Source organism: Peribacillus deserti, from assembly GCF_002863585.1.
Taxonomy (GTDB): domain Bacteria; phylum Bacillota; class Bacilli; order Bacillales; family DSM-1321; genus Paraperibacillus; species Paraperibacillus deserti_A.
In genome coordinates this window covers 117,745-130,492 of record NZ_PGUY01000017.1, presented here as the reverse complement: position 1 = coordinate 130,492, position 12,748 = coordinate 117,745, and the positions used below count along the sequence as shown (strand labels likewise).

The following is a 12,748-nucleotide window of genomic DNA, read 5'->3' as shown; positions in this document are numbered from 1 at the left end:
CTTACCACGCTCGTAACGCCACGTCCTGTGGCCCCGCCTGGCTCGCACATCCTGTGCATCGTGCGTTAGCCCGGCATAAGACTAGCGGCAGTAAAAGGCCGATTTTGCCTTTTAATGGCGATTGGCTAGACCCGCGGTGTCAGTCCGAAGCTGGACAAAAAGAAAAGCGGAAAGCGGTGCCTTCCCCATTAACATTGTTAAGAACTCGCATGATAAGCTCATCTTTTATCAACACAAAATTTTAGGGAAGGCAGAGACCTGATAAAGAAGACTTGCTGATTGGCAAGCGTTAGCGAAGACAGAAGCTTAGTCGCACTTATGGTTAGCCAAGCATAAGACAAGCAGGCCGTGAGAAGCGGTTTCTCTTCTCATGGACTGATTGGCTTATGACTCGAGGGTCTAAAGCCTTGGAGCCGGACAATACCCGCTGCTCCCGCAGGAGTCTCGCACCTTACATTCCAATCAACCTGTTTTTAAGAATAGGGTAGGTTCACAGAACTATTAAAAGACAATCTTTTAGAAAAGAACCAATAAAAAATATATGTGCCGGCTAATGAGTTTCCCTGAATCCCCTTGTTTTAAATCCTGCGTATGTTGGTCCTACGGATGAACTGGGTGTTAACAAGGGAAAAGTTGAAAACAACTAATTCTTTTTTGAAGGCAGAAGCCGGATTCCCGGGGTTCTGCCTTTTTGTGCTACTTTTTTTTGTAGAGTGCCATAAGTTTAAGATAAAGTATATATAAAATTTGGATACAGAGGTATTTTGAGGAAGGAGGGGAGCAGATGGCCGCAGCATCGTTAAACGAATTTATCAGCGTTTTGGGACAATATGCGGACAATCACGAAATTCAAATAGCAATAAAACATCACGCAGTTTTTAACGTCTTTACCATCCCGAATTTTCGGCTGAATTCGGGAAAAACGGTTTTAATGATCAGCAGTGTAGATTCGAGGTCCAATTTTCAGCTCACTATAGAAGAAATCGTTCATATTGAAGATGTCTATCATCACGAGCCTAAACAGTGGCGTTCGGTGGCGTTTGTTATTACGTGTAAGAGTGGAGTGGAGATAGGCATCAATATTCTGACGGGGAGCTGAACATTTCTTAAGAGATTTTTCATATTCTTTTTTGTATCGATTTGAGATAATCATACTATCGCAGCAGTGAATACATTTTGGTACAGGGACGAAGCCAAAAAAGGGGTAATGAGGATGAATGAAAATAAAACGTTATTAAACGCTTTCAAACAAACCGCCTATCAGGCAGGTGGCCATGGGAAAAGAAATGCGGGGATCTTGAAGCAAGCTCTTAGTGAAGTGGATGCTCAAGCGGAAAGTGATATGTATGGGAGCGGCAAGAGTATAGAGGACTTTCAGGAAAAAATGGCAAAGTATCTCGGCAAAGAATCCGCTGTGTTTTTCCCGAGCGGTACGATGGCTCAGCAGATTGCGCTAAGAATCTGGTGTGATAAGAAAGGGATTAAAAAAGTAGCTTATCATCCTTTGAGCCATCTTGAGATTCATGAAGAAGACGGGCTGAAGGAATTACACGGAATACAACCTATATTGCTCGCAGATAAAGACCGCCTGATTTCCCTGGAAGATGTGGTGAGCCTTAACGAAGATATTGCTTGTTTATTGCTGGAACTCCCTCAGCGTGAAATTGGCGGACAGCTGCCCGATTATAAAACTCTGGAAGCCATTTCTGCTTACTGCCGTGATAAAGGAATCAAATTACAGCTGGATGGAGCAAGGCTTTTTGAAATTCTTCCTTATTATAAAAAGACAGCGGCGGAAATTTGTGAACTGTTTGATAGTGTCTATGTCTCTTTCTACAAAGGGATCGGTGGAGTTGCAGGTGCCATTTTGGCCGGGGGCAAAGAGTTTACCGAAGAATCAAAGATTTGGAAAAGGCGCCATGGCGGGGATTTAATCAGCCTATATCCTTACTTCATCAGTTCCGATTATTATTTCGAAAAGCGGATACATAAGATGGAACAATATTATCAGGAAGCAAAGGAATTTGCTGCTCTGTTCAACGGATGTGAGTTTACTTCTACAAAGCCGTTGGAGCCTGTTTCAAATATGTTCCATGTTCATATTGCTCAGCCGAAGAAGAAGCTTGAGCCTATTTTTATTGAAACTTACGAAGAAACCGGGATTGGGTTAACCAGTTATTTAAAAGAACTGAACGAGAATGAATGTTACTTTGAATTAAGTGTTGGAGATGCATATGCTGACCTGCCAAAGGATGAATTAGGAAAAGCATTTCAGCTGTTGGATACGAGATTAAAAGAATTGAAAGAGGAAATTCCTTTGACATAATAATAGAAGAAGGCCGTCTGTGGACGGCCTTTTCTATATGTATCATGCAGGCGGGTTGTGTGATTTTTTCACCTGTGAAGACATTGGCTTGTCTTCCCTCATTCGGCTGAAGATTGTTGCAAGAATGGGTCCCGAAATATTATGCCAAACGCTAAAAATCGCGCTTGGAACTGCTGAAAGCGGTGAGAAATGGGCTGTGGCAATGGCTGCACCCAAGCCGGAATTCTGCATGCCCACTTCAATGGCTACGGCCTTTTTCTTTGATAGATTCATTTTAAACAGTTTGCCAAATCCATATCCTAATGTATAACCAAGCAGATTATGAAGAATGACAACAGCAAAAATAGTCAGTCCTGTTTTTGCAATCTGCTGCTGGCTGACTGATACCACTGCCGCGACAATAGCAACAATAGCAATGACGGAAACAAGCGGCAGGGCTTTAACGCTGGCCTGTGCTGGTTTACTGAATACTCTTTTCACGATTAAGCCTAGAACAATTGGCAGAATCACAATTTTAACGATAGAAAGAAAAAGTCCGCCGGAATCAACAGGCACCCACTGACTTGCAAGCAATAAAATCAGCGCAGGAGTAACGATAGGAGCAAGAACAGTCGTGATGGATGTTATCGTCACCGATAGGGCGACATCTCCTTTTGACAGAAACGTCATGACGTTTGAAGCGGTTCCGCCAGGGCAGCAGCCTACAAGGATGACTCCTACCGCAATTTCCGGGGGAAGCTGTAAGGCTTTTGCCAGCAGGAAGGCTAGGGAAGGCATGATCAAAAATTGTCCAGCAACACCGATCAAAACATCCTTTGGCCGTTTGAAGACCTCTTTAAAATCACTTCCGGAAATCGTCAGCCCCATACCAAACATGATAATCCCTAAGAGAGGAACGATGTAGGGAGCGATCCGGGTAAAGCCGGATGGAAAAATAAATGCTGCCACGGCGAAAATCAGCACCCAGATGGCGAAGGTATTACCTACAAATTGACTCATTCGTTCTAACGTTTTCAATGTATTCCCCCCAAAAATTGTCGAATTAATGATTCATTATAGAATAAAATATTAACAACTGGAATAGTCTGAATTTACTGTATTTATGGTGGGGATAAATTAAAGACTCTTCTTTACGAAGAGCCGCTCAAATTTATAACTATAGGAAGGATTAGTAGCCCTTCTTAAAACAAACCGAATTAATGGATGGATTTTCATTTGATAGATACTGTCTTAGGTTAGGGATAAAAATATCTTCGACTACACGCTGGTCATAATACTCGGTGGCACCAGCCGTATGCGGTGTAATGATCACATTTTCCATCTCCCAAAGGGGACTGCTTTCCTGTAAAGGTTCCGTTTCAAACACATCCAGACCTGCACCAGCGATGCTTCCTTCAGCTAAAGCTGAAATTAATTCTTCTTCAATAACGGTATCTCCTCGTCCAATATTGATAAAGAAGGCCGTATTTTTCATGAGCTCGAATTGTTTTTTACCGATTAAGTGATGCGTTTCGTTAGTTAACGGCAAAGTATTAATAATATAATCACACTCAGGAAGCAGGGAACCCAGCTGATCGGGTGTAAACATTTTATCCACATAATCTTCCGGCTGTCCGGAAAAACGCATGCCAAGCACTGTCATTCCAAAGGCCTTGGCAATCTTTGCGGTTTCCCTGCCGATTGCGCCTACCCCTAAAATCCCTACTGTTTTATTATGAATTTCTAGCTTTAGACCGGCATTATGCCAGGTCTTGGACTGCTGGTTCCTTATGTATGCATCAATTTTTCTTGTCAGCGCAAGCATCAAAGCAAAAATGGTCTCAGATATAGGATATGCATGAACTCCGCTGGCACTTGTGACAGAAACGCCCTTTTCTTCAAGGTCGCTTAAGGGAAGATAGTTCACACCAGCGCTCCAGGTTTGAAGCCACTTAAGCGTAGTTTCCCCTGTCAGTCCTTCCTCCATCTCTCTTCTCCAGCCAGCGATAATTTCGGCATCGGCCAAATCATCTTTCCAGATAGAAGAGTCTCTGCCCACAATAATCTCCCAATCCGGAATAACTGCCTGAATTTGTTCTACATAGTGACTAGCAAGATTTTGTCCGATAATGAGCTTTGGTTTTGTCATCCTTTTCGTCTCCTATTCACAGGGTTTGAAATAATTGTACCAGAGGAGAGGGGAGAGCTGTAAAATGATTTGGCTTTGGAGAGCGGGAGGTGTGTCAAAGTTAAGGGGTGCATATGGAAGGTTGCTGTAGGAAAATGCACGATTTATTTCTTTTTTGAACGATTTTCGAGGTATATGCACGATTTTTATCTTTTTTGAACGATTTTTGGAATATATGCACGATTCTTGGATTTTTGAGGGGGAGAGACCTGCGGAAAGTGATGCGGACCTCAAATAAAAAGGCCAAGCTGCAGCTTGACCCTTGAAGAAATTTAACGATATTGGTCACCATCATAATACTCCTGGTTTTCATTTTCAAAAATCGCACGATTTACAGAGGTGGCTTCAGGATCATTAATAATGATGGGCCCCCTGCCTTTGGATTTAATATCTGGATTTTGTTTTCTATTTGTCCCCAGCATACTTACATCTACCGCATCGCTGTCAGTTGACGCTTTAATTTCACTTGTATAGTTGTCTTTATCTTGCATGTTTTGAGGTCGCTCCTTCTTCTCATCTTAACCACTCCATAGGACTTCAATTAGTATATCCAATTAGTGAGAAAAAATGTGAATAACCAATTTCTGATAGTAGTAAAAAAGTTTTATGAGAGCAAAAAATGTATGGGACTTTGTTTTGAGTTTAACAAAATCGGGTTATAGTACAATATGCACATTTTTACCAACAAATGGGGATGTATTTGAACAGCCTATAATTAATAAGTTAGTATTAAGCTATCTAATTGTTATTAATTAGGAAATAGGTTTTAGATTGCGATTGCTTTAATTATTTGTATAAGGTGATGGTGTGATGGATGTTAATTTACTTAGCTATTACTACGGGCTGATTGCCCAGAAGGAAGAGGAAGTCAGGCGTCTCCAGGACGCTAGGACTAAGCTTTTAGGATACAAGGATGAATTGGCTGGATATAGAAATTTGTTTTTTCAGCCAGAGCTTTCAAGCAATACATGGAGCGGAGAATTAGCGGAAGGCTTTGAATCTGTACGCAGCACTTTGCAAAGCGCTTATGATGAGTTAAAAGAGAGTCAGTTTCTACATGTATTTCTCGCGATAGCGGCTAAAATCAGTGAATTGCAATCGCAAATTCAGTATTACAACAGCTGTATTGATTCAATCAGGTCGGATCTAGCTTTGGAAAGGTAGCCGGCATATATACGTTAAGAATATACTAAGGCTTATAAAAATTGATAAAAAGAAGTGGTGTGAATGAGTGAAATAAAAATTAACTATTCCGGTGTGGATCAGGTCCTAGCCAATATGCAGGGGGCGGCTAATTCACTGGATCCCGTGCTCCCGCAGTCTGTTGCCGAAAATAATAAACTGGATGCAGTAAATGCGCTTCTAGAAATTAATCAATTGTTTGAGCAGGTTCTGCAAAACTATAAATCTTTGCTTTTAAAGAATGAGTCGATGACAAAGAAGTCGGTTGAAGTGATGAAAGAAACAGACGAACAGCTGTCTTCATCCTTTGGCCATGTTCCAATGAGGTGAGCGCATGAAAGTCTTAGATGTTAATAGTTTAGAGCATGGCATTGATACAATAGTCCAGTCGATTGATGAGAAAAGAAGCTCGATGAAGGCAATTGAGAAATCGATACTTGAAATGATCCACTTAGATGACGGCTTTAAAGGTAATGGTGCAAGCTCCATTAAATCCTTTTATCAAGACTGTCACCAGCCCTTCTTGCAAAAGACGAATCAGCTGTTTGATGAATACGAAAGCAAATTAACAGCATGCCTGAACTCCCTTCATTCAATAGAATCCTCCCCGGCCGGCTTTATCAGGCAGTCATTTCTACAGAATGAATTGACCCATTCATTAGCTAAAGCAAATAATTGTACAGAAGAAATTACAAACGAAGCGAATGAGGTCATTGCAGGTATCCAGGATATTGCCTCCATTCCAAATCTAGATGATTCCGGGGTCATTCAGAACATCAAGCTTTCCAAGGAGTCTATTGACCAAACCGTCGATCAATTAGAAGAGTTTGACTATCAGCAAAGTGCTTCCTTACAGGAATTAATAAGCCAGCTGCAAATGCTTAATCTGTATATTGGGGAAATGGAATCAAAGCTTTCTTCTGGCCGACTAACAATAGGGAATTATTCTTCATTGCAGTTAACAGGCTTTCTTTCCAGGAATTTATTAGTTTCTAGTATAAAGCCTAGTCCTGCCGTTTTATTTGGGTATATTCCATTAACAGCAGTAAATATTGAAGCAAATTCTGGTCAAAAAGTACATTCAGATAGTCACTACGAATTAAGTAAATCTGGTGCTTATACTGGACTTTCAAGTGAAGACGGTCTTTTTGCCAATGCTTTTACCTATAACGTTGAGGGAAAAGTCCCCGCTAATATGCCAACTTTGGGAAGGGACATTGTTACCTTTAATCAAATTGGCGGCGAGGCAAAAGGAACATTAATAGATGCAGGCTTTAAAGTCGGGGAGTTCAATATACATCAAGAAATGGTGAGAGGAGAAGCTAAGCTTCATTATGGTAAAGTAATTGGAGGAGAAGCCTCAGCCGCGGCTACCTTTATAGATTTAGGTGTTGATCATGACTACGGAAAGCTCCATGGTAAAGTAGGAGAAGCTAAGGTGGGTGTAGAGGTAAAGGATGGCCATTTTGCGTTTGGTGCGAAAGCCGATTTGGCTAAAGCTGAAGGAGAAGTAAAAATCCCATTGCCGGCCATCGACTGGAACTTGGTTATTGGAGGCGAGGCTGCCTATGGCAGTATTGGCGGAGAGGCGCAATTTGGATTAGTAAATGAAGTAAATGCAGGACTTGGTATCGGATTAGGTGTAAAATTTGGAGTAGAAAAGGATTAGGATTGGCAGGAGGAAGTTATGTTTTCTTTAGATATTTTTAGAAAGATCTTAGTTATTTTTTGTGCAATAGCCATTCCTTGCAGTTTGCTTGCTATTTGGTTTGGGGTAACTGGTACTGCTAAAGAGAAAGGGATTCTTACTCTAGTTTTTTGTGTAGGCATGCCCTTATTTGTATTTATATTTTATAAAATCGTGTCGTTAATTTTTAATAGAATGAATCAGTAAATAATAAAGATGAAAGAAAGGAGCTGTTAAAATGGACGACCTGCTTTCAGCTAGTCTTCCTTTAGGAACGGAATTGCTGCCAATCGGATCAGTCCTGCTTGTAAAGCAGATAAAGCAGCCTGTTATGGTTTATGGAAGAAAACAAAAACAAAATAACAGTGAAACGATTTGGGATTATGTTGCCTGCCCCTACCCGCACGGCCATATATCGAGCGAATATAATATATTTTTTAATCACGACCAAATTCACCAGTTGATGTTTAAGGGACTCGAAACAACAGAGGAATTAGAATATAGAAACCGGTTATCAAAAATTTAGAAAAAGGCAGAGTTGAATAATGTCAGCATGGACCTTGCTTAATAGCCTATTGATTATTGTCATATTATTTATGTTTTACAGATTGCATAAATGGTATAACCGGAAACATGAAGTGCCGCATGTTTTTGCATGGTTTCCAAAACGGTTTGGCGTTAGAAAGGTTTCTCAGCATTTGTCTCAATTAAATAACGAGCTGGAGGCTCAAGGAAAAGGCATCTGGGTCACCATTTATGCAATTGACCTTTACATTATTACGATTCCTTTGAGGGTCTCTAAGTACAAGTGAGGAGAATGGGTACTAAAAGGGCCCTTATAGCAGAAAGGATATACATATGAAATATATAACATGGTGCTTAGTCCTAGCTATACTTTTGACCGGCTGCAGTGCGGGAGATACCTCCGGGCAGGACACTAAAGCAAAACAGCAAGCTGAATTATCAGTTAAAGAAAAGCAAAAGATTATCCTGGACTATGTAAATAACAAAATAAGTAAAGCATCCGATTATGAAGTAGAGGCCTTTCATTCTCTATCCTCTGTTTCAGGGGACAATTACACGGACGATAATACGATGTATAAGGAATTGGTAAATACAACAATCCCGGCATACGATAAGGCAGTTAATGAAGCAAAAAACATCAAACCAGGAATAAAAGAGTTAGAAAAACCAACTCAGCAGCTGATTAAGACAACCGAAACCTTCCAGGAAGCCTTGGCGCTTCAAAAAGAGGCACTGGAAAAGCAGGACAAAGAATTAATTGCAAAGTCTAATGAAAAGCTGTTTGAATACCAGAAAATGCTTAAAGAATATCATACAGAAATGAAAAAAGTCACTAAAAAATTTAATGTTAATTACACACCTAATCAAATTAACTGAGCAGGATGGTATCTAAAGGGCCTTATACAGCTTATGTATGAGGCCCTTTTAATCTGAACTAAAATTATATCGACATGCATATTATTTGATTTTTCTGTTTTTTGTAGTAGTGTGTTATTAAATACAATGGAAGGGGTTTGTCTTTATGACTAAAACACAGGAAATTGTCACAGCGCTGCTATCAGCCCGGGAAGAAAGAAAACCGCTCACAGCTTTAGATACCAAAGGCTTCACAGATAGTAAGGCTTTCTATGAAGTTCAGGATGAATACATACATCGAAAGCTAGAAAGTGAAAATGAACGGATTACAGGCTATAAGATTAGTCTGACGAACAAAGGATTGCAGGATGTATTTCATACCGATGATCCGGTATATGGAACGTTAACAGAAGAAACACTGGTAAAAGAAGGTGAATTAAGGAGAAGTGATTTTTTCGATCCGTTACTGGAAGCAGAGTTAATGTTCATTGTCACCGAGGATATCTCAGCATACGCTGATCCGGTAGAGATTATTGGAAAAACCATGATAGCGCCGGGACTGGAAATTCCGGACAGCCGCATTAAAAACTGGTTTCCGAAAATCTCAATTGGCGAGTTGATTATGGATAATGCCGTAACAGGAAAAATTCTCGCGGGCAAGCCGATTAAGGTTAATTCAGGAACCCTGTTAGACAATTTATCTGTGACACTCTACCATGATGGTGAGACTGTCGCTGAGGGGCAATCCAGCTTTGTATTGGAGAATCCGCTAAACGCTGTAGTTTGGCTGAATAAGATCTTATCCTCCCAAGGAAAAAGACTTCAAAAGGGAATGATTATATCATCAGGAACTTTCATAAGTCCAATCCCTCTAAAAGTTGGTACATATCGCGCAGTGTTTGATGTGTTCGGCGAGGTAGTGCTTGAAGTGGTCGAGTAGAGGTAAAGAGGTGGATGAATGTTTGTTATCGGTACAACTCAGAAACTGATGAAAGAAATAGGGAAAGACGTATCCGTTTATAATGGAGACATAGATAATGGCTTGTATCATTGGCATATGAATATGTTTAAATTAGGCCGTTATAAATGCATAACCTTTATAAATGATGTAACCCTCTATAATTGCACAGTAATCGGAGTGATCAAGAAGGACCTCAATAATATCAGTGATCTAATTAGGGATACGTTAAAAGAAAATTTATTGGCAGAGGGCTTTGGCGGGGATATAGTAGATGCCTACCTGAAACAGGCGGACGAGATAATCTTTACAAAGACCAGCAGCAGAAGCGTTTTGGGAAGCATGACAGAACTCATTAAATATACGGAGGCCTTCTATTATCGTGGAGGAAAAGAGATAATAGAAAATGACCCGCTGCTCTTAAATAATAGAAATAACCGTATGGTTTTTATGAATATAAAAGGTTACTCAGTGAATCAAATGAAAGATAAGCTGGTGGAAGAATTTTTGGAATAGAAGAAAACCCCATTTGTAAATTGTACAGATGGGGTTTTCTTGCTATAAAACTATTAATCTTATTTGTATACTACTATAGAGCCGACTGATTTGTCTTTTGCTTGTCCGTTTACGCGGACTTTTAGGCCGTATTTGCCAAGTTTACGTCCGGCATCTGGCATAAATGTGTTAGCGAATGAGTTGCTGTCATCGAATAATGAAACAGCTGGCTGACTCGTAAGTGTTAGAGTTTGTACTCCAGGATAATTCACGTTTAATCCTGTAGTTGGGTTTAAACCGAAAGCAGCGTCAGCGATATGGTAGCGGGTACTAGCTTGAACAGCTGGAGAGCCGTTTGCCATATCCCATAGAAGGTTAGTGTTAGGGTGTGAATCCACAACTCCAAGGTAGCCATCGCCAGGATGAATACCTGTCCAGTTTTCCGTAAAGCTATCATCTGCATACCATACTACTAATCCGCCATCATAGCTCATTAGGGACTCGCCGCGTGCGATGTGGGCAAGACCTTCGTCAACACCTTTGTGGTTTCTCCACTCAAGCAGGTAGTAGTGATCTGAATACTTATTTCCATCAAACTTTTGGAAACCTTTTAGTGTAAATGGTGAGGTAGCATTTTCAGCTCCGTCATCCATCAATGTTGCTCCATCTGCGACTACTTTAATGTTATCTGCAAAGAATCCAACATTTGAAGTGCCCCAGTCAGTAGCGGAACGAAGGCGCAGCTGAATTTTTTGGCCATTGTATTCTGAAAGATCAAAGGACTGCTTCTGCCATCCGTTTGAGTTTCCGGTCAGTCCTGGCATTGAATTAAGGATCGTTGGATATCCCTCAGGAACAACATCGTTACGAGTGTTAGCATTTCCTAGTGATTTCCAAGTTGCTCCATTGTCAGTAGACACTTGAACGAATGCGAAATCCCATTGCTCTTCCATATCATACCAGGCATCAAAAGTTAAGGTTGCAGAAGTTTTTCCTGTAAGGTCAACTGAGGTAACCATGCTGTTATCCATTTCATCGGCTTGTCCGCCCCAGTATTCGTAGCTGCCCGCAGCTGGAGTATTTACTGGTGTTTTCTTTTTAGGCAGATTTACTCGAACCGCTTGATTGTTTTGACCAAGTGGAGAGTTTGCCTGATCAAGTAAAAATTGCGTTCCCTTTGTAGAAACTTCGTCCCAATTTAAAACTGAAGGAGCTGTCCATTTTCCACCTAAAGTAGATTGGAAGTACTGCTTTGCCCACGGAGAGAATCCAGTTGGTTCTGCACCAGGGATTTTACCTGCCCATGAACCGCTTGCCATGATAGACCAGTATCCGATAGCCTCACCAGTACCTGAGTACATCGTATCATACTCATCAGGAAGGCCTAAGTCGTGGCCGTATTCGTGAGCGAATACCCCTGTTGCACCATCTTCAGGCATCATCGTGTAATCATAGAAACCTGGAAGCCCTTTGCCTAGTCCATCAAGATCATTGAACTTAGCAGAACGATGTGACCAGATAGCATTATCACCCTGTGCACCGCCGCCAGCTTCCTGACCCATTCCTGAGTGTATAATTTGTAGGTGGTCAACAAGGCCGTCTGGCTCCCAGAAGTTGCTGTCTCCATCTAAATCATGTGGATCTTCTAAATCATAATCTTGTAAAGGAACTCCTGCAGCCTGGGCTGCTGCATACGTATCGACAACTAACTGCTTCGACCCGCCAGGTGTAACATTATCATGCCCACTTTTACCATCTTTACCATAAAACTCAGCAGTTCCAGGTACCTGTAACCAGCCATATGCTTGTCCTTCTACAGTATAAGTACCGCCAGACTGCTCTTCATAAAATTGTTTCTGTGAAATTTGATCTTCACCATTAGGGCCTTTAAAATCGCCTTTTTCCCCGAAAATCATATTTTCGTAGTGTTCTGTATTAAAATCTTCATAATAGTTGTCCGTATCCTCAGGTTTAATACTATTATGTTTAACATCGGAGAACTCAACCATTAATGTTAAAAGTTTTCCTTCTTTCACCACTCCAGGCGATTTACTTTCCTTAACCCGATCAGGAATTGCTTTACTAATCTTTGGATTCTTGCCTTTTGACTCTTTGAATTTTTTTAGTTTTTTAGCTTCGGCAGCTTTAGCTTTCGAGGCAATTGGGTCTGATTGCTTTAAAGTGGTAGTTTCTTTGCCTTTCAAATCTAAATAGTTTTGAAGTGCTTTTTGTTTATTCGCTTCTGAAGCTTTGGAAGAGATTTCTCCGCGCTTAATTAGGGCTTCTAGTAATTTCTCATCATTTACTATTGCCATATCCAAAGAACCGTGTGAATGAGATGTGGCTTCGGTTTTAGTTGGTGAAGCAGCTTGCACTGGACCTGCCATAGATGGAAGTCCGGAGAAAAGTGTACCTGCAAAAACCACTGATGTTAGACCGGTTTTTAAAAACTTGTTCAATGAATAACCCCCTAGTAATTTGTAATCACACTATCATAATATTTTAAAAATTATGATATTCATAGAGAAGTTATTCATCAAATTCCGACATAAT

Annotated in this window: 15 protein-coding genes; 11 read left to right on the top strand and 4 right to left on the bottom strand. The window is 40.7% G+C overall.

The features are described 5' to 3' along the window. The first annotated feature begins 784 nt into the window (after positions 1-784). Both CUU66_RS06465 and CUU66_RS06460 read left to right on the top strand, forming a co-directional pair. On the top strand, positions 785-1,099 hold the full coding sequence (locus CUU66_RS06465; protein ID WP_101640858.1) for a hypothetical protein: 315 nt from the start codon (positions 785-787) through the stop codon (positions 1,097-1,099). A 114-nt stretch (positions 1,100-1,213) separates the two neighbouring features. After that, complete coding sequence (locus tag CUU66_RS06460; RefSeq protein WP_101640857.1) at positions 1,214-2,326, top strand: threonine aldolase family protein; 1,113 nt, start codon at positions 1,214-1,216, stop codon at positions 2,324-2,326. A 42-nt stretch (positions 2,327-2,368) separates the two neighbouring features. Here CUU66_RS06460 and CUU66_RS06455 read toward each other — a convergent pair whose 3' ends face one another. From CUU66_RS06455 to CUU66_RS06445, 3 genes are all read right to left on the bottom strand, one after another. After that, positions 2,369-3,343 carry a bile acid:sodium symporter family protein gene (locus CUU66_RS06455; protein ID WP_101640856.1) on the bottom strand — a complete coding sequence of 325 codons (975 nt, stop codon included), beginning with the start codon at positions 3,341-3,343 and terminating at the stop codon, positions 2,369-2,371. Between the two features lie 151 nt (positions 3,344-3,494). Beyond that, a complete protein-coding gene (locus CUU66_RS06450; RefSeq protein ID WP_101640855.1) occupies positions 3,495-4,454 on the bottom strand; it encodes a D-2-hydroxyacid dehydrogenase in 960 nt (319 codons plus the stop codon). 311 nt (positions 4,455-4,765) lie between these two features. Beyond that, positions 4,766-4,984: a hypothetical protein gene (locus CUU66_RS06445; RefSeq protein ID WP_101640854.1), complete on the bottom strand. Its 219-nt coding sequence runs from the start codon at positions 4,982-4,984 to the stop codon at positions 4,766-4,768. Positions 4,985-5,303: 319 nt separating this feature from the next. On the opposite strand from CUU66_RS06445, the gene CUU66_RS06440 reads away from it, so the two are divergent. The 9 genes from CUU66_RS06440 (at position 5,304) to CUU66_RS06400 (ending at position 10,216) form a co-directional block, all read left to right on the top strand. Then, complete coding sequence (locus CUU66_RS06440; RefSeq protein ID WP_101640853.1) at positions 5,304-5,657, top strand: YwqH-like family protein; 354 nt, start codon at positions 5,304-5,306, stop codon at positions 5,655-5,657. A gap of 63 nt (positions 5,658-5,720) precedes the next feature. Beyond that, positions 5,721-6,005, top strand: coding sequence for a YwqI/YxiC family protein (locus CUU66_RS06435; protein ID WP_101640852.1), 285 nt, complete (start codon positions 5,721-5,723; stop codon positions 6,003-6,005). 4 nt (positions 6,006-6,009) lie between these two features. Then, a complete protein-coding gene (locus CUU66_RS06430; protein WP_101640851.1) occupies positions 6,010-7,344 on the top strand; it encodes a T7SS effector LXG polymorphic toxin in 1,335 nt (444 codons plus the stop codon). Positions 7,345-7,362: 18 nt separating this feature from the next. After that, a complete protein-coding gene (locus CUU66_RS06425; RefSeq protein ID WP_101640850.1) occupies positions 7,363-7,569 on the top strand; it encodes a hypothetical protein in 207 nt (68 codons plus the stop codon). A gap of 31 nt (positions 7,570-7,600) precedes the next feature. Continuing rightward, a complete protein-coding gene (locus CUU66_RS06420) occupies positions 7,601-7,888 on the top strand; it encodes a DUF4176 domain-containing protein (protein WP_101640849.1) in 288 nt (95 codons plus the stop codon). Between the two features lie 19 nt (positions 7,889-7,907). Next, positions 7,908-8,174: a hypothetical protein gene (locus tag CUU66_RS25200; RefSeq protein WP_308302468.1), complete on the top strand. Its 267-nt coding sequence runs from the start codon at positions 7,908-7,910 to the stop codon at positions 8,172-8,174. A 46-nt stretch (positions 8,175-8,220) separates the two neighbouring features. Continuing rightward, the gene (locus CUU66_RS06410; RefSeq protein ID WP_101640848.1) at positions 8,221-8,763 is read left to right on the top strand and encodes a hypothetical protein; all 543 of its coding nucleotides are present in this window, start codon (positions 8,221-8,223) and stop codon (positions 8,761-8,763) included. Positions 8,764-8,908: 145 nt separating this feature from the next. Next, entirely contained in the window at positions 8,909-9,682 is a 774-nt protein-coding gene (locus CUU66_RS06405; RefSeq protein WP_101640847.1) for a 2-keto-4-pentenoate hydratase, read from the top strand. Between the two features lie 18 nt (positions 9,683-9,700). Then, on the top strand, positions 9,701-10,216 hold the full coding sequence (locus tag CUU66_RS06400; protein ID WP_101640846.1) for a DUF6933 domain-containing protein: 516 nt from the start codon (positions 9,701-9,703) through the stop codon (positions 10,214-10,216). A gap of 59 nt (positions 10,217-10,275) precedes the next feature. Here the strand turns inward: CUU66_RS06400 and CUU66_RS06395 are convergent, their stop codons facing one another. After that, complete coding sequence (locus CUU66_RS06395) at positions 10,276-12,654, bottom strand: immune inhibitor A domain-containing protein (protein WP_101640845.1); 2,379 nt, start codon at positions 12,652-12,654, stop codon at positions 10,276-10,278. Positions 12,655-12,748 lie beyond the last annotated feature (94 nt).

Bases quoted from the DNA above. Each gene is read 5' to 3' on its own strand.
- CUU66_RS06420 (WP_101640849.1), top strand. From the start codon at position 7,601: ATGGACGACCTGCTTTCAGCTAGTCTTCCTTTAGGAACGGAATTGCTG.
- CUU66_RS06405 (WP_101640847.1), top strand. From the start codon at position 8,909: ATGACTAAAACACAGGAAATTGTCACAGCGCTGCTATCAGCCCGGGAA.
- CUU66_RS06400 (WP_101640846.1), top strand. From the start codon at position 9,701: ATGTTTGTTATCGGTACAACTCAGAAACTGATGAAAGAAATAGGGAAA.
- CUU66_RS06435 (WP_101640852.1), top strand. From the start codon at position 5,721: ATGAGTGAAATAAAAATTAACTATTCCGGTGTGGATCAGGTCCTAGCC.
- CUU66_RS06410 (WP_101640848.1), top strand. From the start codon at position 8,221: ATGAAATATATAACATGGTGCTTAGTCCTAGCTATACTTTTGACCGGC.
- CUU66_RS25200 (WP_308302468.1), top strand. From the start codon at position 7,908: ATGTCAGCATGGACCTTGCTTAATAGCCTATTGATTATTGTCATATTA.
- CUU66_RS06425 (WP_101640850.1), top strand. From the start codon at position 7,363: ATGTTTTCTTTAGATATTTTTAGAAAGATCTTAGTTATTTTTTGTGCA.
- CUU66_RS06465 (WP_101640858.1), top strand. From the start codon at position 785: ATGGCCGCAGCATCGTTAAACGAATTTATCAGCGTTTTGGGACAATAT.
- CUU66_RS06460 (WP_101640857.1), top strand. From the start codon at position 1,214: ATGAATGAAAATAAAACGTTATTAAACGCTTTCAAACAAACCGCCTAT.
- CUU66_RS06450 (WP_101640855.1), bottom strand. From the start codon at position 4,454: ATGACAAAACCAAAGCTCATTATCGGACAAAATCTTGCTAGTCACTAT.
- CUU66_RS06445 (WP_101640854.1), bottom strand. From the start codon at position 4,984: ATGCAAGATAAAGACAACTATACAAGTGAAATTAAAGCGTCAACTGAC.
- CUU66_RS06430 (WP_101640851.1), top strand. From the start codon at position 6,010: ATGAAAGTCTTAGATGTTAATAGTTTAGAGCATGGCATTGATACAATA.
- CUU66_RS06440 (WP_101640853.1), top strand. From the start codon at position 5,304: ATGGATGTTAATTTACTTAGCTATTACTACGGGCTGATTGCCCAGAAG.